We start from the raw sequence: 22,030 nt of genomic DNA on the forward strand, positions 1-22,030 counted from the left end.
TCTCCGGTCCCGCCACGAATCGGTGCGAAACGATCTCATGTCCACCCGTCGGCGCTCTGGCGTATCCGAACGGTGGATGCCTCGGTACTCGCTGTTCACATGTTGCACGTCTGGCGTGAGCGGATGACTGCGTACCGAGACACCGATGCTGCGGACGCTGATCCACGTCAGTGCGGGAAGTCCTGGGGAAGCGGCAACCTGCGCGCGTGAGCGTGCCGAAGATGAAAGGGAACAGGGTGCAGCGTTCACGGTTCGTGTTCCTCGCCGCGCCTATGCCCGGGCCGCAACAGGGGCAGACGATCGACGGCATCCTGTGGATGCTCGTGTCACCGAACAACCGTCCGCTCGGCCGGGGCGCGGTCTACCACGAGGTCTACGCCCGGTGCCGGGAGTCGGTGCTCGAACTGCAGGACAGTGTGGACCGGATCGTGCCACACGAGGGCACCGTCCCGGCGAGCGGCCAGTGGACCTGGCGGATCCAGTTGGCGGACGTCCTGGTCGCCCTGTCCAGTCGGTCGTACCTGCGGGCCCGGGAGTGTCACTACAACCTCGGGCGGTTCCTCGAGGCGCTCCCGTACGCGGAGGTCGTCGCCGGCACCCGTTCCGTCCGGCGCGACCGGCGGCGCTCAACGGAACCGACCACGCCGATCGTCGGAGGGGCGGCGGGTGCGCCCCTGGTCCGGCCGGCGCGCCTGCCTTTCCGGCCGCCCTCCCGGCTCGACCTGTGGAAGCGGGACGCGAGCTGATGACCGTCGTCGTAACGCCGTCCGACGCAGCGCCGCGTGCCGTGCCGCCCGACGCCCCGCGCCGGGTACGCCAGCGCCGGACCCCATCCGACCTGCTGTTCCAGGGAGTGATCCGGGTGGGCGGCGGCATCGTGCTCGCCGTCATGCTGCTGGTCGGCGTCTTCCTCACGCTGCGGGCCCTGCCCGCCCTGCGCACCATGGGCTGGCGGTTCCTCACCGCGCAGGAGTGGGACCCGGTGGGCGGCAACTTTGGTGTCGCGGGCGTGCTCGTCGGCACCGTGCTGATCGCTGCGGTGGCAATCGTGTTCGCGGTGCCGCTGGCCACCGGCACCGCGCTCTACATTTCCGAGTACGCACCGCGGCGGATCGCCCCGCTGCTGGTCAACCTGGTCGACCTGATGGCGGCGGTGCCGAGCGTGGTCTACGGCATCTGGGGCTTGTACCTGCTCCAGCCGCACCTGCTGGTGAGTGGGGAGCACGGCGAGGGGTTGCCCCGCTGGCTCGCCACCTACCTCAGCTGGCTCCCGCTGTTCCAGGTGGACGGCTACGACCCGCGCGACCCGCTGGGCAGCAACAGCTCCCTCACCAGCTCGACTTTCATCGCCGGCATCATCGTCGCGATGATGGTCACCCCGATCACCTCCTCGGTGATGCGGGAGGTCTTCTCCCAGGCGCCGGTCGGCGAGCGGGAGGGCGCGTTCGCGCTGGGCGCGACCCGCTGGGGCATGGTCCGCTCGGTGGTGCTCCCGTTCGGACGGGGCGGGATGATCGGCGGCACGATGCTCGGCCTCGGCCGCGCACTCGGCGAGACGATCGGCGTCTACCTGGTCATCTCGTTCGTCTTCGTCATCCAGCCGCACATCCTGCAGATCGGCGGCGGCTCGATCTCGTCGCTGATCGCACTGCGGTACGCGGAATCCAACCCGGTCGGCATCGCCGGCCTGATGGCCGCCGGCCTGGTGCTGTTCGGGATGACCCTGCTGGTCAACTTCGGCGCCGGCTTGATCATCAACCGCAGCCGCTCCGGCGCGGCCAGCGACGCGTGAGGAGCCGCAGGTGACGCCGAGATCCGCCGCCTACGCCGAGAACCTGGCCGCGCCGCCGCAGGCCGCGCCGGAGCCCGCCGCGCCGACCCGTCCGGTCACCACCGTCCCGGTACGCCCCGAGAGCCCGGCGACCGGTGAGCGCCGACGGACGATCAACACGGTCCGGCGTACCGACGTCTTCGCGGTGCTCGGCGCGGCGGTCGCCGCGGTGGGCCTGACGGCGCTGCTCTTCACCCAGCTCGCCCCGTTCGACGGCACGCTCGGCTTCCTGGTCGTGGCGTACCTGCTGTTCCTGGCCTTCTACCTGGTCCTGGTCTCGCTCGACGAGTCTGGCCCGGTGGTCCGGGACCGGCTGGCCGGGGTTCTGGTGCACAGCCTGGCTGTCACCATGCTGGTGGCGCTCGTGGTGGTGGTCGCGTTCACCCTCTACCGGGGCCGTGAACCGCTTGCCTACCTGAACTTCTACACCGATGACATGCGCTCTGCCGGGCCACTCGACCCGCTGAGCGCCGGGGGTATCCGGCACGCCATCATCGGCACACTGGAGCAGATCGCCATCGCCCTGGCCATCACCATTCCGCTCGGGTTGCTCTGCGCGGTGTTCCTCAGCGAACTGCCCGGCGCGTTCAGCCGCTTTGTTCGAATCGTGGTGGAGGCGATGACGGCCTTGCCGTCCATCGTGGCCGGTCTGTTCATCTATGCCACGGTGATCCTGGCGCTGGGTCGGCAGAAGTCCGGTTTCGCGGCAGCGCTGGCGTTGAGCGTGATGATGCTGCCGATCATCATCCGGGCGGCGGACGTGGTGCTGCGTCTGGTGCCCGGCACGCTGCGGGAGGCCAGCCTGGCGCTGGGCGCGTCGCAGTGGAGGACCATCTGGCACGTCGTGCTTCCGACCGCCCGGTCCGGGGCGATGACCGCGATCATCCTGGGCACCGCCCGGGGCATCGGTGAGACCTCTCCGGTGCTGCTCACCGCGGGCTTCACCCAGTTCACCAACGCCAACCCGATCCAGGCCAACCAGGTTTCCCTGCCGCTGTTCGTGTTCGACGCGATCCGCCGGCCGGACGCGACGATGATCGCCCGCGGCTTCGGTGCCGCAGCCGTACTGATGGCCCTGGTACTGCTCCTGTTCGTGCTGGCCCGGCTGCTCGGCGGCCGGGCTCCCGGTCACCTCAGCCGGGGCCAGCGCCGCCGCCGCGCACTGGCCTCGCGCCGGGACGCGCTGCGCTTCGCCCGCCGCGAGCGGAGCCGGCTCGCCGCGACCGGCTCCTCTCCCGACCATCCGATCCAGAGGTAGGACATGTTCAGACTGCGGATCCCCCGTCGCCGCCCGACGACGTCCCGCCTGGCGCGGCTCGCCGCCGCCGTGGCCACCGTTGCGTTGGTGCTGACCCTGGCGCCGCCCGCGTCGGCGGCGGGGCGGTTGGTGCCGATCGTCGGGATCGGCTCGACGTGGAGTGCGAACGCGATCAGCGCCTGGGCCCGTAACGTCCAGGCTCGCAACATCCAGGTCGAGTACGAGGCCGCCGGGTCCACCCAGGGTCGGGTGCAGTTCCGCGAGGGCAAGGCGCATTTCGGTGTCTCGGAGATCCCGTACGGGCTGAAGGACATCTTCAGCGGCACCGACAGCAAGGGCTCCCGGCAGTCGGCGTACATGCCGATCGTCGCCGGCGGAACGGCGTTCATGTACAACCTGAAGATCGGCGGCCGGCGGGTCACCAACCTGCGGCTCTCGGGTGAGGTGATCTCCAAGATCTTCACGGGTGTGATCCGGAAGTGGAACGACCCCGCGATCAAGGCCGACAACCCGGGGCTGAGCCTGCCGGCGCGCTCGATCATCCCGGTGGTCCGACAGGACGGCTCCGGCACCACCGCCCAGTTCACCCTCTGGATGAGCAAACAGCACCCGGCCATCTGGAATGCGTACTGCGCGAAATTCAGCAAGCCGGCGCCGTGTGGCATCACCTCGGTCTACCCGCGCCAGGCTGGCCTCGGCTTCGTCGGCGCGACCGGCTCCGACGGGGTGTCCGGCTACGTCCGGCAGGAGAACGTCGAAGGCGCGATCACGTACGTCGAGTACTCGTACGCGATCAACGCGAAGTTTCCGGTGGTCAAGGTGCTCAACGCCGGCGGCTACTACGTCGAGCCGACAGCCAGCAACGTGGCGGTGGCGTTGACCAGGGCCGACATCAACAACAACCCCTCCTCGCCGGATTATCTGACGCAGATCCTGGACAACGTCTACCGCTCCACCGATCCGCGCACCTATCCGCTCTCCTCGTACTCGTACATGATCATTCCAACGAAGATCGAGTACAACCTGACCAACGACGCCGGGTTCACGCTCAGCAAGTTCGCCTACTACTTCCTCTGTGAGGGCCAGCGGCAGGCTGAGGTGCTGGGCTACTCGCCCCTGCCCATCAATTTGGTCGAGGCCGGCCTGAGGCAGGTCCAGAAGATCCCCGGCCACGAGCCACTCACCAACATCCCGCAGACGCTTCGCGGGTGTAACAACCCGACCGTCTCCGCGGACGGCGGCAACGCGCTGGCGAAGAGCGCTCCACAGCCGTCGCCCTGCGACCGGAAGGGCACCACCCAGACCGGCACCGGCACCGCCGGTGCCCGCCAGGAGACTCCGGTCCTGTCGGCCGCCCGGTGCGGTGGCGGCGGGAACAGCGCAGGCGGCGGGACCCCCGGCGCCGGCACCCCCGGCGGCGCGGCCCCGGGCGGCGACACGGCGACCGGCGGACCCGAAGCGACCGGGGGGCCGGGCGTTCCCGCCGGGGGCGTCGCCCCGCAGATCGACCCGGACACCGGCGAGGTCGTCGGCGCGGCCGGCGCCGCCGGCGGCGAGCAGGTCGCCGCGGTGCCGGTGTCGCTGGACGGCGAGGGTGGCTGGCGCCTGCAGCACACCGTCATGCTGCTTGCGGCGCTGCTGCTGATCGCCCTGGTGGTCGGTCCGCCACTGGTGTCGAACGCACTGCACGGCCGCCGCCGCGACGACTACCGGGCCGACCGGTGAACCCCCGTCGTTGGCTGGCCGCCGGGGCCGTGCTGCTGGTCGTCGGGGTGCTCGCCCCGGTGCCGCCGGTCGCCACCCCGGCTCGCGCCGAGGACACCGGCGGCTCCGCCGTGACCGTACCGGGCAGCAAGGTCGAGGGTGGGGAAGACTTCACCGGGCTCAAGGTGACCGTCACGCAGACCAAGGCCCTGGTCAACCAAGCTGTCGTGGTCACGTGGACCGGCGGCACGCCCACCCCACGCAATCGCCCGCTGGGGGTGGACTTCCTCCAGGTCATGCAGTGCTACGGCGACCCGCACGCGGTCAGCGACCCGGACGGTCTGGCCTTCCGGGAGACCTGCCAGTACGGCGCCAAAGTGGACACCCCCGGGATGCCGGCCGACGTGAACGCCGCGGCGGCGGCGAACGCCAACTCGCGGGAACTGCGCTTCGACGCGCCCGACTATCCGGCGAAGGACCCGAAGGAGACGCTGCCGCAGGACGCCCAGATGGTGCCGTTCCGGCCGGTCTCCTGCCCGGTCGGCGCAACCTCCTGCGAGCGGCCCCGCACCCCGGACGGTAGCGCCGCCAATCCGTTCCCGGTCATCACCGACCCGCAGACGGGAGCCCAGCGTGAGGCGTACGCCGACGAGGTGCTGTCCGGTTACTTCAACAAGTCCGTGACGAACGAGTACCCGTACGCGCTGACCGCGGCGGACGGCAGCGGTCGAATCTCGTTCGAGGTGCAGAATTCCTCGCTCGCCCCCGACCTGGGGTGTGGCGACCCATACGCCGACGCGAAGGGTGTGGTGCAGCCCTCCCGGCCCTGCTGGCTGGTGATCGTGCCGCGCGGCCACCACCACCCGTACACCCATGAGGACCTGTCGACCACCCATGCACCACAGGGCTCGCCACTGATCGTCCCGAACTGGCAGTACCGGATGGTGGTACCCCTCGAGTTCGAGCCGGTCGCCGGCTACTGCCCGAGCGACCGGGCGGAGCGGATCACCGCCGGCACCGAGTTGGCCGCCGAGGCGGCCGTCGCCTGGCGGCCGGCGATCTGCGCGGCGGCGGGTGGGTCGTCGATCAGCTACTCGCCGATCGGCGACGACGAGGCGGCCCGTCAGCTCCTCTCCGCCTCGCCGAACGCACCAGGCTTGATCTACAGCTCGGATCCGGTGCTCACCACCGCCAGCGACCCACCGGTGGTGCACGCCCCGGTCACGTTGAGTGGCCTTGTCATCGCCTTGAACATCGACGTCAACCTGGACGACAAGCCACTGCCGCCGGAGGTGGCCGAGCTGCGCGGCACCGCGCTGACCGACCTGAAGCTCACCCCGCGCCTGGTGGCGAAACTGCTCACCCAGTCGTACCAGCGGGACGTGCCCGGTGGCGGCGGCCCCGCGTTGGCGAAGAACTACGACAGCATCAAGCAGGACCCGGAGTTCCTCGGCCTCAACCCGCTTTTCGCCGACTGGGACCGGCGGGCGTCGGTGACCCTCAACGGCCTGATGGCGCCCAACGGCAGCTCGGTGGCGGCCCGCGCGCTCTGGCAGTGGGTGCTCGCCGACCAGTCGGCGAAGGAGTGGCTGAGCGGCACGCCCGACGGCCAGATGGTGATCAACCCGGCGTACAAGGATCTGTTCACCGGTGACGCCCCGGACTACTTCCCCAAGGCCGACCGCTCCTGCTACGCCGAGACGGTCCAGGGCGAGATCTACCAGTTGTGCTCGCAGGAACTGCGGCCATACACCGGCGGGTTCGGGCGCGGCGCGGCGCAGACTCTGCGCGGCGACACCGGCGCGTACGGGCAGGCGCTCAACCAGACCGTCACCCCGCCCCGATTCGAAAAGCTGCCCCGCGAACAGCCGGGGTTCCGGTTCACCATGTCGGTCACCGACTCCGCCTCGGCGGCCCGCTACGGGCTTTTCACCGCCCAGCTGTGCCGGGCGGTGCAGGGCGCGGACGAGAAGTACACGTCCGCCGACTGCCGAGGCGCGAGCAGCGACACGATCATCGCCGCAGCCCGCACGGCCGAGCCGAGCCCGGTGGCGGGGGTGTCCGTGATCGACCCGGCGAAGGCCTGGTCGACAGCGGGTGCGTACCCGTTGTCGCTGTTGACGTACGCGGTCGCCGACCGGACGGAGCCGGCTGCCGTGCGGCGGGACTATGCCGGGTTGTTGCGGTACGCGGCCGACAAGGGGCAGCGCCCAGGTCAGGCCTTGGGCATGCTCCCCGACGGCTACGTACCGCTACCGCAGGAGTTGCGGCAGCGCACCGAGGCCGCCGCCGCCCTGCTGGAGGTGGACCTGCCCGCGCCCGCTGCGTCGTCCGCCGCCCCGTCGGGTGGCAGCGGGCCGCCGGCGGCAGTCCCTCCGGCGCCGACCCCGGCGGCGCCGTTGCCTGGAGTCGTACCCAGCGCCGGTGCCCCGCCGTCACCCGGTGGTCGTGCGCCGTCGCCGCAGCCCTCGGTGAATCAGGCCGGAAACGCGACCCCCGGCAGCCCGGTCGGCGCACTCCGGTACGTGCTGGTCGTCCTTTTCGTGATCGGTCTGGTCGGCGGTGTGGCTGGCCCGGTGCTGCGCCGGATCGGCAGCCGGAATGTGCCGACGGGCGGCGCGGAATGAGGCCGGAAAATCGCGGTGGATTCGATCGTCGGATGGTGTTCATTCGGCCCACGTGTTGGCGATAGATGGACGCCCGAAACGTTTTTCTTCGCGCGGTTTCGACCGACAGTCCGACGCCGAGACGATGACTGCGGCTCGCCCGCCGATCGGGTGAGCGGAAATGTCATGCCCCGTAGAAAGGGAGCAGCATGAAGGTCAAGTCCATCAGCAAGGTGGTCGCGGTCGGCTTCGCCGCCGTGGTCGCCGTTGGCCTGGTGGCCGCGCCCGCCGCGGCCGACCCTTCACCCGTCACCGAGTACCGGACGCTGGCCGGCGTCGGCTCGGACACCACCCAGGACGTGATGAACGGTCTGGGCAATGTGGTCACCAGCGGTGGCAACAAGGTCATCGCCTCCTGGGACGCCCGGGGCACCGGCAACGTCAAGACCCGGGCGGCGAACTGCGACTTCGCCCGGCCGAACGGCTCCAGCAACGGCCGTCGGGCGCTGCGCGCCTCCGAGGGTGAGGACATCGGCCAGGGCGGCCCCGGCTTCTGGTCCACCACCAATGTGGTGGGCTGCGTCGACTTCGCCCGCTCGTCGAGCTACGGCGGCGGCAGCGTTCCGGTCAGCACCGGCAACTACACCTACATCCCGTTCGGGGTGGATGCGGTGACCCTGGCCCGCAACGTCAACGGCGACCTGCCGGTCAACGTGTCGTTCGCCCAGGTGCAGCGGGTCTACCGGTGCTTCGACACCACCATCGCGGGCAACCCGGTGAACCCGGTGATGATCCAGTCCGGCTCGGGTACCTGGGACTTCTGGTCCTCGAAGGTGGGCATCACCGAGGTGGAGATCAACCTCGGTGACTACCCCTGCCTCGCCGCCGACACCGACAGCAACCCGGCCACCGCGGCCGTGCCGCTCATCGAGCGGGCCCAGGAGCACGACGGGGCGCCGCTTGCCGGCCACCCGACCCGGGTGGTGCCCTTCTCCGCCGGGCAGTTCATCGCCCAGGGCAACGCGGCGAAGATCGCCAGCCTGACCGGCGTCACGGTGGCCGACCGGCGTGGTGAGGCGGCCCTCTCCGGCGTCCGTCCGACCGGCGGCGCGGTCCAGCAGCCGATCATCAGCGGCACGCTGAACATCAATTTCCCGCTCCGCCGGGACGTGTACAACGTGGTCCCGACCGCCGACCTGGCTGTGCCGGCCATCGCCTCCACGTTCGTCGGCGCCGGCTCGGCCGTGTGCACTGCCACCGTCAACGACGGTGGCACCCAGCGCAAGGTCGTCGAGCTCTTCGGCTTCGGCGTCCGTAACACCCTCGCCTCCCCGCTCGACGCCAACTGCGGTTACACGAACCTCCGCTTCGGCAGCTGAGCCCCATGTGCCGGTGGCCCGGGTGCCCTGTGGGGACCCGGGCCGCCGGCCAGGCACCCATCCGACCGGCGTCCGTGGGACGCCGACGAGTAGTAGAGGACGGCGCAATGAGCAGGCCCGGCTTCGCCCGCCTGGTGGCGGCGGCAGCGGTGCTCGCGTTCTCGGTGAGCGCGATCGTCGCCGGGGTGGTGCTGACCTTCAGCGGACCGGCCCGGGCCGCGTCACTGGGCACGGTCACCCTCTCCCAGCCCACCGGCAGTGTCACCGACACCCCGATGTTCACCAGCGCGACCACCGCGGCCTGCCCCGACGGATACGGCGAGAACGCCAACCTGCGCATCGGCCGGCCGGGTGGCCCGTACTCGAACCTGGCGGTCGCGCTCGGCGGCGGCGGGTACGACGAGGCGCCGGTCACCGTCAACCCGAACCGGTCCTTCAGCACCGCGATCAAGGGCGTGCCCGACGACAAGAGCAAGTGGTGGGTCGTGCTCGAGTGCTACAGCCTCACCGAGGGTCGTAACGCCGACGAGTTCCAAACCCCGATCCAGGTCTGCGGCAGCATCTGGACGGTGGAGGCCACCTGCCCCGCCGCCGCGGTGACCACCACCACGCTGACCACGGCGCCGACCGGGACGGCGTACGCCGGTGCGCCCGTGGCGTTGACCGCCACCGTGTCGCCCGAGGTCGCCGGAACAGTGCTCTTCCGGCGGACCACCGGGACGGAGACGGCCGACGTCGGCAGCGTCCCGGTGGTCGCCGGCAAGGCCGTGCTGACCACGACCGAGCTACCCGGCCCGACGGGCGCCGAGGCGGAGAGGGCGCACAGGCTGACCGCCACGTTCCAACCGACCGACCCGGCCGCGTTCCTGCCATCCACGTCGACTCAGGTCGATCTCGTCGTGGTCCCGGCCGGTTCGGTCACCGTGGCGCTGACCACCGACAAGCCGAGTCCGCAGGCGCCCGGCACCGCTGTGGCGTTGACCGCGACGGTTACGCCGCAGGCGGCCAGCCAGCAGCCCGCGACCGGGTCGGTGGCATTCGTCCGGTACCCGGCCGGGCAGATCACCGGTGAAGAGTCGATCGGTGCGGCCGAGCTGACCGCAGGAGCGGCGACGATCACCGTCGCCAGCCTGCCGGAGGGCGCTTACGACCTGAAGGCGATCTTCACCCCGGCGGCCGGCACCACCTGGCAGCCCGCCGAGTCGGCCCGCGAGCGTTTCGTGAGCGGCAGCCCGCAGCCGACCAGCGTCGTCCTGGCGGTCACGCCGGACGGCTCCAAGCCGCAGGGCACCGAGCGGACCCTGACCGCCACGGTCACCCCGTCCGGCACGGCGGGCAGCGTGCAGTTCCGCGACGGTACGGCCGGCCTCGGCGGCGCTCAACCGGCCACCGGCGGGGTGGCCACCCTGAGGACGACCCAGCTGGTGGCCGGCAGCCACACGCTGACCGCGGTCTTCACCCCGCTGGACGAGGTGGATTTCTCGCCCTCGACGTCGCCTCCGGTGACGATCCAGGTCACCGCGCCGGGACCGGTCGACGCGCTGGACGTGGTCGACGCCGACGGCAACGAGCTGGGCGTCAACCCGACGCTCAGCCCGGGCCAGAAGGTCACCGTCACCGCCCGGGGCTTCAGCGGCAACGAGTCGGTCACGCTGACGCTGACCGGCGCCGATCCGAAGACTGTCAACGCCGCCGACGGGACCGTCACGTACGACCTGACCGTCCCGGCCGACGCAGCCGACGGCGCCGCGCGGCTGACGCTCGCGGGCGCCGGCTACCAGGTCGTCTTCGACTTCACGGTGGTGGGCGACGGCGACGGGGATGGCGACGGCGACGGGGATGGCGACGGGGACGGGGATGGCGACGGGGACGGCGACGGCGACGAGCCCGGCGGTGGCGGCGGGAGCGGTGGCGGTCGGCTGCCGACGACCGGCCTCTCCCTGATCGGTATCGGGCTGACCGGCGTGACACTGGTCGGCGCCGGCAGCGGCACGGTGCTGTTCACCCGCCGACGACGCCCCGAGCCCGCGCCGGTGGTCTGGCCGGACGACGAGACCCCGGCCCCCTGAGCCACGTCGTCACGCCCCGCGGGCGGTACGCCGACCGGGCGGACCGCCCGGCCCGGGTTCCAGGACGAGGAGAGAGAGCATGTCGACGGTCACCATCGAACCGGTCGATCCGCGCGCGGAGCCGGACCCGGCCGGGCCGCCCAGCCGGACGACGTCCCCGGCCTTCCAGGTGCCGGGGACCGCGCTGAGCATCCTCGCCGCGATCGCCTTCGGCCTGGTCTGTCACCTGGTCCTGGTCTCCCAGCTGACCTACGAGCGGGAGCAGCAGACCGCATTCGCCGACTTCCGGGCGGAGCTGGCCCGGGGCACCGCGCCGGTGGGTCAGTTCCGCGCCGACTTCGTCGACGGCGTCGAGGGTCCGGAGCGACTGGTCGAGCCCGGCTCGCCGGTGGCCGTGCTCAGTGTGCCGCGGGTCGGCCTGCGCGCGGTGGTTCGCGAGGGCACCGACGGTGGCGTGCTGCGGTCCGGCCCGGGGCACCGCCGGGACACGGTCCTGCCCGGACAGGTCGGCAACAGCGTGATCATGGGCCGGCGGGCCGCCTACGGCGGCCCGTTCCGCGACCTGGACCTGCTGGTGCCCGGCGACACGATCAGCGCGACCACCGGGCAGGGCACCCACGACTACGTGGTGACCGGGCTGCGCCGCGCCGGTGACCCGGCTCCTGCCGCAGCGCCCGGGCAGGGCCGACTCACCCTGATCACCGCGCTCGGCACCGAGTTCATGCCGACCGACGTGCTGCGGGTGGACGCCGCCCTGGCCAGCCCGGTCCAGCCCACTCCGGCCCGGAGGTTCGGCGCGTCCGCCCTACCGGCCGCCGAGCAGGCGATGGCCACCGACCAGGACGCCTGGACGCCGGTGCTGCTCTGGGGGCAGGCGCTCCTGCTGGCCGCGCTCGGCCTCACCTGGCTGCGCAGCCGCTGGGGCCGCTGGCAGAGCTGGATCGTCGGCGTGCCGGTGCTGCTCGCGCTCGGGGCGGCCACCGTCGACCAGGCCGTCCGGCTGCTGCCCAACCTGCTGTGACCCACCGGGATCGCCGAGGCGCCGGCGGTCCCGCCCGAAACGATGGAAGGACGGACCGTGACGCAGCACATCGAGAGCCCCGCCCCGGCCGCTCACGCCCCCGCCGCCGTGGGCGACCGGGCGTACGCCGGACACACCCTGGTTGACCTGCCCCCGGCGCCGCCACAGCAGGGGGTGCCCGGCGACCTGGCGGCCCTGGACGCCCGCTCCATCTCCGCCTGGTTCGGCGACCACAAGGTGCTGGACCGGGTCTCGTTGACCATGCCGGCGGGTCGGGTGACCGCCCTGATCGGACCGTCCGGCTGCGGGAAGTCCACGTTCCTGCGGATCCTCAACCGGATGCACGAGCTGGTCCAGTCGGCGTCGCTCGCCGGCGAGGTACTGCTCGACGGCCATGACCTGTACGCGCCGGACCGGCGGATCACCGACGCCCGCCGGCAGGTCGGCATGGTCTTTCAGAAGCCGAATCCGTTCCCGACGATGTCCATCTACGACAACGTGGTCGCCGGTCTCAAGCTGACCGGCACCCGGGCCTCCCGGAACACCAGGGACGCCCTGGTCGAGGAGACGCTCACCAAGGCGGGCCTGTGGAAGGAGGTGCGCGACCGGCTGCGGCAGCCCGGCGGTGCCCTCTCCGGTGGTCAGCAGCAGCGGCTCTGTATCGCCCGCTCGCTCGCCGTACGCCCACGCGTGCTGCTCATGGATGAGCCGTGCTCGGCGCTGGACCCGACCTCGACCCGGCGGATCGAGGAGACGATCGCGGAGTTGGCGGCAGAAGTGACGATCGTGATTGTGACGCACAATATGCAGCAGGCCGCGCGGGTGTCCGACCGGTGCGCATTCTTTCTGGCCTCGCACGGCACCCCCGGCGTCATCGTCGAACACGGTCCGACCGAGGCGATGTTCGACAATCCGCAGGACGAACGGACGCATGACTACGTCAACGGCCGCTTCGGATAAGTGCGTAGTTCCGTTGCCCTTTCGGCTGACGTCCACGCACCCAGAATTCGCCTTTCGCACGTTTGGCGGAGACGTTGGCCTACATGCCGGGACATGGCCTCTGTGGAGCCTGATTCCGGCCGGTCCACGTGGACCGGGCCAGGTTTCACCCTCACGAGAGGAAGTGATTCATGAACAAGCGTGTGCTCGCCCGCGCCGGTGCCCTTCTCGGCGCCGCCGTGCTTTCCGCCGGCCTCCTGGTCGTGGTCAGCGCTCCGGCGCAGGCAGCTTCGCTGGGTGAGGTCACCCTGTCGCAGACCAGCGGCAGCGTGACCGACACCCCGATCTTCGCCAGCGCGACGACCGCCGCGTGCCCCAGTGGGTACGGCGAGAACGCCAACCTGCGCATCGGCCGGCCGGGTGGACCGTACTCGAACCTGGCCGTGGCGCTCGGCGGCGGCGGATTCGACGAGGCCCCGATCACCATCAACCCGAACCGCTCGTTCTCCACCGCTCTCGGCGGTGCTCCCGCCGCCGGCGAGTGGTGGGTCGTCCTTGAGTGCTACAGCCTCACCGAGGGCCGCAACGCCGACGAGTTCCGTACCTCCATCCAGGTCACCGGCAGCACCTGGCGGGTGCCGGTGGCGGAGAACACCACCACTGCGCTCACCGTCAGCCCGGCCAGCCCTGTCTCCCAGGGCACCGAGGTCACCCTGACCGCGACCGTCACCCCGGCCACCGCCGCGGGCACGGTCGAGTTCCGTCGGGGCAGCTCGGTGCTCGGCACCGCCCCGGTCACCGGCGGCGCGGCCACCTTCTCCACCACCGCCCTGCCGGTGGGCACCTTCTCCCTGTCGGCGGCGTTCACGCCGGCCGACGCCAGCTCCTACAAGCCGTCCACCTCGACGGCGACCTCCTTCCAGATCACCGCCGCGCAGGGCGCCATCACCGCGCCGGTCGAGATCATCGCCGACATCGCCCCCGGCGCGTTCAGCCTCGCCGTGGCGAACCCGACCGCGTCGCTGACCGGCGGCACCGTCGGTGGCACCGCCACCGGCGCCTTGCCGGCCGCCACGGTGACCGACTTGCGGGGCACCAACGTCGGCTGGAACCTCACCGGCCAGTTGGAGGACTTCACGCTGGGGGCGAACACCATCGCCAGCAGCAAGCTCAGCTGGACCCCCACCGCCGCCAAGACCAGCGGTTCGGGTGCGGTGACGGCCGGTGCCGGCGCCGACCTCGGTGACACCCGCACGCTCTGCACGGCCGCGCCCGCCGCGAGTGCTGGCATCTTCACCTGCGGCGCCAACCTCAACCTGTCCATCCCGGACGACGTGCCGCCGGGCGAGTACTCGGCGACGCTGACCCTCACCCTGGCCTGACCGTTCCGCCCGGGCATTCCCGCTCGGGCAGAGCAGCGGCGGAGGCGTCGCGGGTACCCACCCGTGTCGTCTCCGCCGTGTCCAATGCCAGCCCGACCTTCCCCGGAGCCGACGTATGACCGACCTCCCCGCACCCTGGACCGGCTCCGCGCGACGCGTCGGGGCACTTCTCGTCACCGGGCTCGTGCTGCTCGGCACGCTGCTTGTGCTGGCACCGGCAACGGCCGCCGCCGCACCCGAGGACCCGACCTGGACGCTGGTGCCGTCGAGTCCCAGCGGGCCGAAGGGCCGCAAGCAGTTCGACTACGAGCTGTCGCCGAAGGAGCAGATCACCGACTGGTTCTCGGTGAGCAACCTGGGCGACAGGCCGATCACGGTGGACCTCTACCCGACCGACGCCTTCACCGCGCTGGACGGCGGCTTCGCCCTGCTGCCCCGCAGCCAGGCCCCCAGCGGGGTCGGGTCGTGGATCCGGCTGCCGAAGGCGTCCACCACGCTGCCCCCGGGCAAGCGCGCGGACGTGCCGTTCCGGCTTGCCGTGCCGGCCGGGACCGCCCCCGGTGACCACGTCGGCGGCATCATCGCCGCGGTGACCGAGGAGCAGGTCGGCACGGACGGCCAGCGGGTGAACGTCGAGCGGCGGATCGGCGCGCGGGTCTACCTGCGGGTCGCCGGCCCGCTCCGGCCCGCCGCCGGGGTCAGCACCGTGCAGGTCGAGTACGACACTCCGGTGGTGCCGCTGCCCGGCGGACGGATGATGGTCACCTACCGGATCACCAACACCGGCAACGTCCGGATCTCCGGCAAGGCCCGGGTCCAGGTCAGCGGCCCGTTCGGGGTACGGCTGGCGACCGGCGACCTGGTCGAGATGCCCGAGGTGCTGCCGGACTCGGAGATCCGGCTGACCGAGGAGTTCGAACACGTTCTGCCGGCCGGCCCACTGACCGCCACGGTGGTGCTCAACGCCGACACCCCGAAGGAGTCGCTGCCCTCGCTGGAGGGCTCCGGCTCGACCGTCGCGGTGCCGTGGGCGCTCCTCATGCTGCTGGTGCTGGTCCTGGTCGTGGTCGCGTACCGGCTCTGGCTACGGCGGGCCCGTCGGCTGGACACGTTGCCGGACGAGCCGGCCGCCCCGGCCCGGGAGCACGAGCGGGCGGGCCGATGACGGGATCCCGGGGCGCCGCGACGTCCTCTGTGCCGGTCCGCCTCCGGCCGGTCGGGGCGGCGGCAGCCGTTGGGCTCGTCCTGGCGTTCGGCTCGGCCAGCCCGACCGTGGCCGCTGCCGCTGCCACACCCACCCCGTCGGGCGGCGGTCAGGTGTCGGTGCGGGTCGGCGTGTCCATCGGCCCGAAGCCGGGTGGGAGTCCGTCCCCCACCGGCTCGCCGTCGCCCACCACATCGCCGTCGCCCACCGGCACGCCTGGACCGGCCGCGCCGACCACCGGGGCGCCGGGCGGCGGGGGCACGCTGCCGCGTACCGGAATCGCCCTGGGTGGGCTGCTCCTCGCCGGAGGCGTGCTGGTCGGCGGCGGCGCGATGCTGCGCTGGGCGGCACGGCGGCGCGCCACGGCCGAGCGTTGGCTGACCCGCATGGGCAGCTGACCTGCCGGGTAGGCCGGGCGTGGCCGGGCCGGATCCACAGCTCGCGTACCCTTCTAGCGTCATGAGTGAGCAGCGGAGCGGGTTTCCCCGCCGGGACGACGAGGGGCGCATCCGTACCCTGGGTGACCTGCTCGGGGTCTGCCTGGCCGGGCTGGTCATCGGCGTGCTGGCACTGGTGCTGTTCGACTGGGCGTTCGCCTCGATCGGTGCCGGCGATTTCGGGCACACCAACGGCTGGCTCGCGGTGATTCTGCCGGCCTGGCTGTTCTGGGACGACTTCCGGGCCTGGGAGTTCGGCGCGGCCCGGGTGGTGGCGGCGGTGGTCGCCGCCGCCGTCGGGGTGTTCGTCGGGCTGCTGATCGCGGGTCTGGGTGCCGGGTTGCCGCCGCTGCTCTCCGGCGCGTTGGCGGCGGGGGCGTTCACCGTGGCGTACGCGACGATCTGGTTCCCGGGCGTCCGGTGGCTGGCCCGCCGGACCGGCTGACCGCGACCGCCCGCCGGGCGGATCGACCCTTCCGCCGGCACCGGCGGGTGACGGAGAGAACGGAGTGGTGCAGGTGAGCGCCGCGCTCAAGTACACGCTGGGCCGGATCGGGCTGTTCGTCGCCGTGCTGGCGGGCCTCTGGTTGGTCGACATGAACGTGTTCCTGAAGCTGATGTTGGCGCTGGTCTTCTCCGCCGCGCTCTCCTTCTTTCTGCTGCGGGGCTGGCGGGACGAGATGGCCGAGGAGATGGCCGGGGCGGCGGAGCGTCGCCGCAGCGAGAAGGAGCGTCTCCGCTCGGCCCTCGCCGGCGACGACCAGCCGACTGAGGGCGAGCGGCGCGAGGACTAGGGTCGCGGGTCGCTGCACCGCACGGCGTGAATTAGGGCAGCGGGATCGGCGGTGGTCCGTTAGCGTCTGCCGCCGTGGAAATCTTCAGCAAGATCAACGGGTGGCGGACCAGGGTGTTCGTCTGGATCGGCCTTCCCGTCATCGCCGGCATCGGGTTGATGCTGGGAGTCGGCGATCTCGTGCCGGCCTGGCAGGCCAAGGGCGGCGGCGGCGCGCAGGGCACGTTCACGGCCGTGTCCGAGGAGTGCTCCCGGCGTGACTGCACCTGGCACGGGAACTTCGTGGCCGAGGACGGCGAGCGGCGGGCGGATGTGATTCTCTACGACGCCCCGGAGACCTTGACGACGGGCGCGACGGCTCCGGCTCGAGACACCGGCGCTCGCAAGGGAGTCTTCTCCACCGCCGGTGGTTCCACCTGGCTGCTCGTCACGGCGCTCACCCTCGCCGGCGTGGTGGCCGGTGTCGCCTGGGTGGTCTTCCTCCTCGGGGCGCTTCGTCGGCGCCGTGAGCAGCGGGCAGCGGACGGAGCGTCCTTCGCGTCGGTCGAGAGGCACTGAGGTGACCGACGGGCCCGGCACGGTCGGCTGCGATCGCGCCGGGCCCGTTCGCTGTCACCAGTTGGTGGAGCCGGGGACCGTGGGCCAGGCCTTCCACGTCGGCTTGATCAGGTACGCGACGCCGCCGGAGCCGCCGGAGACGCCACCGCTGGCGTTGGTGCGCTTGGTCCGCAGCCAGATCTGCTCGAACTGCGCACGCTTGTAGACGTTGCGCACCACGTCGTTGCTCGACGAGGCCGGGTCGTTGACGATCACGTCGCCGTCGGCGGTGAACCCGACCACCACGAACAGGTGCCCGGAGGTGCCGTAGTTCGCCCCGTCCAGCTCACTGGCGAGGAAGGACTGGCTGGTCACCACCGGGATGCCGGCGGCGATGAAACGCTCCAGCTCGTCCAGCGAGTGCAGCCGGGTCACCCGACCCTCCAGGCCGGGGAAGCTGGCCGCGTACGCGGTGTTGAACGGCCAGTTGCCGGCGCCGTCGTACGCGTAGTCGTAGGTCATCCGGGCCGCGTGGTTGACGGTCGGGTCGGGGTAGGTCGGGTCCACCCAGGAGGTTTCGGCCGAGGACGGCTTGCGACCCCAGTACTCGACCACCATCTCGGTGGAGGTGGGTGAGCACCACGCCTCGCCGCCGCCGTCGTATTCCGGGTAGTGCCCGGCGTGCACGTTCTGCGAGTAGCGCGGCACCGGCAACTCGACGCCCCAGGCGATGTGCCCGGCGCTGGGCGTCACGCTGAACCGGTCCGGCACGGTGGAGCTCATCGCGCCGAGCATCCGGACCACCGGCGCGGCGGTCTGCCCGGGTGCGCGGTAGAGGGTCAACCGCAGCTGGTACGACCGCAGCAGCACCCCGACGGCGGCGTCGTCGATGCTGAAGGTGTCGGTCCAGATCGTCGACCAGGGGTCGCCCTGCCGGTTGACGCTGGTCCGCTTGATGTCGGCGTCCCCGGACGCCCAGCGGCCCAGGACGTACCACGGGGTCTGGTCGCCGCTGGTGTAGTTGCCCTGCATCTCCACCTGGATCCAGGTGCCGGCGGGGGTCTCCGCGTTCCAGGAGGCGATCAGTTCGGTGGCGTCGAACCCGATCCGGGTCACCGGCGACGTCCAGGTGCCGTACTCCCAGGTGCGGGTGGTGCCGGTGTGCGGGTCGGCGTACTCGGTGGTGCCGGCCGGGCGGGCCAGGGTGAGGCCGGCCCGGGCGCCGGGCACCACGCGGGTGCCGGCCCGGCTGCCCCGGTGCCAGTCGGCGGGCCCGGACCAGTCCTGGAAGGTGATCTGCTCGTCGTGAGTGACGGTGGGAGGGCTTGCCGCCGTCGCGGGCGCGGTGGTGGCGAGCAGGGTGAGCGCGGTGACGCCGGCGAGGGCGGCCGCGCACAGGCGGGATCTGGCCATGAGTGCTCCGCGGGGTCGAGAGGGGCATCGTCGCTGGTCAGTTTTCCGCTTGGAGGGAAGTTTCGCCAGATGTTCCTGAATGGAAAATCATTGCCGCAGGGATGATCCGCTCGGGATGCATTAGGCAGCGATCGATATTGATATGACCATGTGACAGATGGTGAAGTGTCCTCCACCGAGCGGGATCTCCCGCCCATCGAGGAGGTAGTCCATGGCCCTCCGCACAGCCATCCCTCTCCGCCGCGTCCTGGTGCTCGCCGTCGTCACCGGGCTGGGAATCGTCGCCGTCGCCGTCGGTCCGGTCGCCGCCCGACCGGCACCGGACCGGGCCGCCGAGTCGGCCGCCGCCAGCTACCGGGTGCTCGGCCCCCGGACCTCCGCCGACCGCACCGCGGTGGCCCGCACCGGAGCCGCCATCGACTACTCCGAACACGGCGTGCTGCACGTCTCCGCCACCGCGGGCGAGGCTGCCGCGATCGGCAAGCTGGGCTTCCGGCTGGAACCGCTCGCCCCGCCGCCGAACGCCGAGCGCGGTGCCGGCGAGGTGGGCACGCTGGCTTTCCCGCCCGCCGACTCCAACTACCACGACTACGCGGAACTGACCGCCGTCGTGAACCAGGTCGTCGCCGACCATCCGGCGATCGCCCGCAAGATCAGCATCGGTTCGTCGTACGAGGGCCGCGATCTGATGGCGGTGAAGATCTCCGACAACGTCGGCACCGACGAGAGCGAACCGGAGATCCTGTTCAACGCCCAGCAGCACGCCCGTGAGCACCTGACCGTCGAGATGGCGATCTACCTGCTCAACCTCTTCACCGACAGCTACGGCGGCGACTCCCGGATCACCAACATCGTCAACAGCCGGGAGATCTGGATCGTGCCGTCGGTCAACCCGGACGGCAGCGAGTACGACATCGCCACCGGGTCGTACCGGTCCTGGCGCAAGAACCGGCAACCCAACAGCGGCTCGTCGAACGTCGGCACCGACCTGAACCGCAACTGGTCCTACCAGTGGGGCTGCTGCGGCGGCTCGTCCGGAACCACCTCGTCGGAGACCTACCGCGGCCCGTCGGCGTTCTCCGCACCCGAGACGCAGGCGCTGCGCAACTTCGTCAACAGTCGCGTGGTCGGCGGCGCCCAGCAGATCAAGGCGAACATCGACTTCCACACGTACTCGCAGCTCGTGCTCTGGCCCTTCGGCTACACCACCGCGAACAACCCGTCCGGGATGAGCGCGGACCAGTACAACACCTTCGCCACCATCGGCCAGCAGATGGCGGCCACCAACAGCTACACGCCGGAACAGTCCAGTGACCTCTACATCGCCGACGGCACCAGCATCGACTGGATGTGGGCCACCCACGGCATCTGGGCGTACACCTTCGAGATGTACCCGGGCTCGTCCAGCGGCGGCGGGTTCTACCCGCCCGACGAGGTGATCCCCGCGCAGACGTCGCGCAACCGGGAGGCGGTGCTGATGCTCAGCGAGTACGCCGACTGCCCGTACCGGGCCATCGGCAAGCAGGCGCAGTACTGCGGCGGCGGTGGGGGCACCACGGTCTGGTCGGACACCTTCGAGACCGCCACCGGCTGGACCATCAACCCGGGCGGCACCGACACCGCCACCATCGGGGCGTGGGAACGGGGTGCCGCCCAGGCGACCACGTCCTCCGGCGCCAAGCAGCTCACCCCGTACGCCGGTGCCAACGACCTGGTCACCGGTCGGCTGGCCGGAACGGCGGCCGGTGACCACGACCTCGACGGCGGTGCGACCAGCGCCCGGTCCCCGGCGGTCACCCTGCCGTCGTCCGGCACGCTGACCCTCTCACTGGCCTGGTACCTGGCACACGGCTCGAACGCCTCGTCGGCGGACTACCTGCGGGTGAGCGTGGTGCACAACGGCGGCACCACGGCGCTGCTCACCCAGGCCGGCGCGGCGACCAACCGCAACGGGAGCTGGGCGGTGGCGAACCTCAACCTCACCCCGTACGCCGGCCAGTCGGTCAGCATCCTCGTCGAGGCGGCGGACGCCTCCGGCGCCAGTCTGGTCGAGGCGGCTGTGGACAACGTCACCATCACCTCCTCCTGATCGGGTGGGGCCCCGTCCCGCCCCCCGGCGGGGCCCCACCACCCTTCCCGAACCCCAGGATCCGGGACATATGCCCACGGCGGACACCCCGCCCCCGCCGTGCGGCAGCCCAAGAGATCGACTCGCCACGATCTGCCCTTGATCGATCCGGCACGTCCGGGCCGGTGCGCTACCGTCTTAGCGACCAGTCCGCAGCGAAGCCGGTGCGAAACCCGGCGCTGTCCCGCAACTGTGATGCCCCGCCGGACGGTGGGGACGAGCCAGGTCGCCTGCGGATCGGTCGCGATACGCGCTCTCGAGGAAGGGCGCCTCGTGGGCGGGCGTACGAAAGTCCCTGTCGGCGAAGCACCACACTCCTCGACCGACAGGAGGACCCCGTGTTCAGACGTACCCCTCGGCTCTTCGCCGCGACCCTCGCGGTCGCCGCGCTCGCGCTCGGCGCCTGCGCCCAGAAGGCCGACGACCAGCCGAGCGCCGGCACCGCAGCCGCCGCCTACCCGGTCACGGTCGGTTCGCTCACCCTCGACAAGCGCCCCGAGAAGATCGTCTCGCTGTCGCCCAGCGCCACCGAGATGCTCTTCGCGATCGGTGCCGGCCCCCAGGTGACCGCCGTCGACGACCAGTCCACCTACCCGGCCGACGCGCCCAAGACCGACCTGTCCGGTTTTCAGCCGAACGCCGAGGCGATCGCTGGCAAGAACCCCGACCTGGTGGTGCTCTCCAACGACACCAACAAGATCGTCGACCAGCTCGGCAAGTTGAAGATCGCGGTCTACCTGACCCCGGCGGCGACCACGCTGGACGACTCGTACCGGCAGATCACCGAGTTGGGCACCCTGACCGGGCACGCCGACCAGGCCACCGACGTCACCACCCGGATGAAGGACGACATCGCCAAGCTGGTCAAGGACCTGCCGCAACGTACCGAGAAGCTCACCTACTACCACGAGTTGGGCCCGGAGCTGTACAGCGCGACCAGCAAGACGTTCATCGGCTCGCTCTACAGCCAGGCCGGCCTGACCAACATCGCCGACCCGGCCGACGCGGACGGCAAGAACGGGGGCTACCCGCAGCTGTCCCAGGAGTTCATCGTCAAGGCCGACCCGGACTTCGTCTTCCTGGCCGACTCGAAGTGCTGCCAGCAGAACGCCGACTCGGTCAAGGCGCGCAGCGGCTGGGCCGGGCTCACCGCGGTGAAGAACAACCAGGTGGTCGCGCTGGACGACGACATCGCCTCGCGTTGGGGCCCGCGCGTCGTGGACCTGCTCCGCGTCATCATCGACGCGGTCGCCAAGGTACCGGCGTGACCGTCGTCCGTCGGTGAGCGCGCGGAATGAGCCGGGTGTGCGACTCCCGCGGTCGCTCACG

Annotated in this window: 18 protein-coding genes and 1 riboswitch; of the genes, 17 read left to right on the forward strand and 1 reads right to left on the reverse strand. The window is 71.3% G+C overall.

Going from position 1 to position 22,030, the window contains the following annotated elements:
• Window positions 1-221 precede the first annotated feature (221 nt).
• From ACQEUX_RS29195 to ACQEUX_RS29265, 15 genes are all read left to right on the forward strand, one after another.
• Window positions 222-746: a hypothetical protein gene (locus ACQEUX_RS29195; RefSeq protein WP_433055113.1), complete on the forward strand. Its 525-nt coding sequence runs from the start codon at window positions 222-224 to the stop codon at window positions 744-746.
• Window positions 746-1,792, forward strand: coding sequence for a phosphate ABC transporter permease subunit PstC (gene pstC / locus ACQEUX_RS29200; protein WP_433055116.1), 1,047 nt, complete (start codon window positions 746-748; stop codon window positions 1,790-1,792). The genes ACQEUX_RS29195 and pstC overlap by 1 nt, the downstream gene beginning before the upstream one ends.
• Before the next feature lie 10 nt (window positions 1,793-1,802).
• The gene (gene pstA, locus ACQEUX_RS29205; RefSeq protein ID WP_433055119.1) at window positions 1,803-3,089 is read left to right on the forward strand and encodes a phosphate ABC transporter permease PstA; all 1,287 of its coding nucleotides are present in this window, start codon (window positions 1,803-1,805) and stop codon (window positions 3,087-3,089) included.
• A gap of 3 nt (window positions 3,090-3,092) precedes the next feature.
• Window positions 3,093-4,814: a phosphate ABC transporter substrate-binding protein PstS gene (locus ACQEUX_RS29210; protein WP_433055122.1), complete on the forward strand. Its 1,722-nt coding sequence runs from the start codon at window positions 3,093-3,095 to the stop codon at window positions 4,812-4,814.
• Window positions 4,811-7,420 (forward strand): hypothetical protein, encoded by a 2,610-nt coding sequence (locus ACQEUX_RS29215; RefSeq protein ID WP_433055125.1) that lies wholly within the window; start codon window positions 4,811-4,813, stop codon window positions 7,418-7,420. The genes ACQEUX_RS29210 and ACQEUX_RS29215 overlap by 4 nt, the downstream gene beginning before the upstream one ends.
• A 188-nt stretch (window positions 7,421-7,608) precedes the next feature.
• Entirely contained in the window at window positions 7,609-8,778 is a 1,170-nt protein-coding gene (locus ACQEUX_RS29220) for a hypothetical protein (RefSeq protein WP_433055128.1), read from the forward strand.
• A 107-nt stretch (window positions 8,779-8,885) separates the two neighbouring features.
• Window positions 8,886-10,847 carry an Ig-like domain repeat protein gene (locus ACQEUX_RS29225; protein WP_433055131.1) on the forward strand — a complete coding sequence of 654 codons (1,962 nt, stop codon included), beginning with the start codon at window positions 8,886-8,888 and terminating at the stop codon, window positions 10,845-10,847.
• 79 nt (window positions 10,848-10,926) lie between these two features.
• Complete coding sequence (locus tag ACQEUX_RS29230) at window positions 10,927-11,868, forward strand: sortase (RefSeq protein ID WP_433055134.1); 942 nt, start codon at window positions 10,927-10,929, stop codon at window positions 11,866-11,868.
• A 174-nt stretch (window positions 11,869-12,042) separates the two neighbouring features.
• Window positions 12,043-12,828 (forward strand): phosphate ABC transporter ATP-binding protein PstB, encoded by a 786-nt coding sequence (pstB, locus tag ACQEUX_RS29235; protein WP_433057215.1) that lies wholly within the window; start codon window positions 12,043-12,045, stop codon window positions 12,826-12,828.
• A 170-nt stretch (window positions 12,829-12,998) separates the two neighbouring features.
• Complete coding sequence (locus ACQEUX_RS29240) at window positions 12,999-14,189, forward strand: Ig-like domain repeat protein (RefSeq protein WP_433055137.1); 1,191 nt, start codon at window positions 12,999-13,001, stop codon at window positions 14,187-14,189.
• 115 nt (window positions 14,190-14,304) lie between these two features.
• Entirely contained in the window at window positions 14,305-15,354 is a 1,050-nt protein-coding gene (locus tag ACQEUX_RS29245; protein ID WP_433055140.1) for a WxL protein peptidoglycan domain-containing protein, read from the forward strand.
• Entirely contained in the window at window positions 15,351-15,791 is a 441-nt protein-coding gene (locus ACQEUX_RS29250) for a hypothetical protein (protein ID WP_433055143.1), read from the forward strand. Before ACQEUX_RS29245 ends, ACQEUX_RS29250 begins: the two co-directional genes overlap by 4 nt.
• Before the next feature lie 61 nt (window positions 15,792-15,852).
• The gene (locus tag ACQEUX_RS29255; protein ID WP_433055146.1) at window positions 15,853-16,275 is read left to right on the forward strand and encodes a hypothetical protein; all 423 of its coding nucleotides are present in this window, start codon (window positions 15,853-15,855) and stop codon (window positions 16,273-16,275) included.
• Between the two features lie 73 nt (window positions 16,276-16,348).
• Complete coding sequence (locus ACQEUX_RS29260; protein ID WP_433055149.1) at window positions 16,349-16,624, forward strand: DUF4229 domain-containing protein; 276 nt, start codon at window positions 16,349-16,351, stop codon at window positions 16,622-16,624.
• 74 nt (window positions 16,625-16,698) lie between these two features.
• Complete coding sequence (locus tag ACQEUX_RS29265; protein ID WP_433055152.1) at window positions 16,699-17,181, forward strand: hypothetical protein; 483 nt, start codon at window positions 16,699-16,701, stop codon at window positions 17,179-17,181.
• Window positions 17,182-17,235: 54 nt separating this feature from the next.
• On the opposite strand, the gene ACQEUX_RS29270 is transcribed toward ACQEUX_RS29265, so the two are convergent.
• Window positions 17,236-18,573 (reverse strand): C39 family peptidase, encoded by a 1,338-nt coding sequence (locus ACQEUX_RS29270; RefSeq protein WP_433055155.1) that lies wholly within the window; start codon window positions 18,571-18,573, stop codon window positions 17,236-17,238.
• 211 nt (window positions 18,574-18,784) lie between these two features.
• Between ACQEUX_RS29270 and ACQEUX_RS29275 the strand changes: the two genes are divergently transcribed.
• Together ACQEUX_RS29275 and ACQEUX_RS29280 are read left to right on the forward strand one after the other, a co-directional pair.
• Complete coding sequence (locus tag ACQEUX_RS29275; RefSeq protein WP_433055158.1) at window positions 18,785-20,662, forward strand: M14 family metallopeptidase; 1,878 nt, start codon at window positions 18,785-18,787, stop codon at window positions 20,660-20,662.
• A 168-nt stretch (window positions 20,663-20,830) separates the two neighbouring features.
• A riboswitch (cobalamin riboswitch) is annotated at window positions 20,831-20,953 on the forward strand.
• Window positions 20,954-21,039: 86 nt separating this feature from the next.
• Window positions 21,040-21,969 carry an ABC transporter substrate-binding protein gene (locus tag ACQEUX_RS29280; RefSeq protein WP_433055161.1) on the forward strand — a complete coding sequence of 310 codons (930 nt, stop codon included), beginning with the start codon at window positions 21,040-21,042 and terminating at the stop codon, window positions 21,967-21,969.
• Window positions 21,970-22,030 lie beyond the last annotated feature (61 nt).

The sequence above is a fragment of the Micromonospora sp. CA-259024 genome (assembly GCF_050936255.1).
Taxonomy (GTDB): domain Bacteria; phylum Actinomycetota; class Actinomycetes; order Mycobacteriales; family Micromonosporaceae; genus Micromonospora.

Bases quoted from the DNA above. Each gene is read 5' to 3' on its own strand.
- ACQEUX_RS29240 (WP_433055137.1), top strand. From the start codon at position 12,999: ATGAACAAGCGTGTGCTCGCCCGCGCCGGTGCCCTTCTCGGCGCCGCC.
- ACQEUX_RS29255 (WP_433055146.1), top strand. From the start codon at position 15,853: ATGAGTGAGCAGCGGAGCGGGTTTCCCCGCCGGGACGACGAGGGGCGC.
- ACQEUX_RS29270 (WP_433055155.1), bottom strand. From the start codon at position 18,573: ATGGCCAGATCCCGCCTGTGCGCGGCCGCCCTCGCCGGCGTCACCGCG.
- ACQEUX_RS29250 (WP_433055143.1), top strand. From the start codon at position 15,351: ATGACGGGATCCCGGGGCGCCGCGACGTCCTCTGTGCCGGTCCGCCTC.
- ACQEUX_RS29245 (WP_433055140.1), top strand. From the start codon at position 14,305: ATGACCGACCTCCCCGCACCCTGGACCGGCTCCGCGCGACGCGTCGGG.
- ACQEUX_RS29275 (WP_433055158.1), top strand. From the start codon at position 18,785: ATGGCCCTCCGCACAGCCATCCCTCTCCGCCGCGTCCTGGTGCTCGCC.
- ACQEUX_RS29210 (WP_433055122.1), top strand. From the start codon at position 3,093: ATGTTCAGACTGCGGATCCCCCGTCGCCGCCCGACGACGTCCCGCCTG.
- pstC (WP_433055116.1), top strand. From the start codon at position 746: ATGACCGTCGTCGTAACGCCGTCCGACGCAGCGCCGCGTGCCGTGCCG.
- ACQEUX_RS29195 (WP_433055113.1), top strand. From the start codon at position 222: ATGAAAGGGAACAGGGTGCAGCGTTCACGGTTCGTGTTCCTCGCCGCG.
- ACQEUX_RS29220 (WP_433055128.1), top strand. From the start codon at position 7,609: ATGAAGGTCAAGTCCATCAGCAAGGTGGTCGCGGTCGGCTTCGCCGCC.
- ACQEUX_RS29225 (WP_433055131.1), top strand. From the start codon at position 8,886: ATGAGCAGGCCCGGCTTCGCCCGCCTGGTGGCGGCGGCAGCGGTGCTC.
- ACQEUX_RS29230 (WP_433055134.1), top strand. From the start codon at position 10,927: ATGTCGACGGTCACCATCGAACCGGTCGATCCGCGCGCGGAGCCGGAC.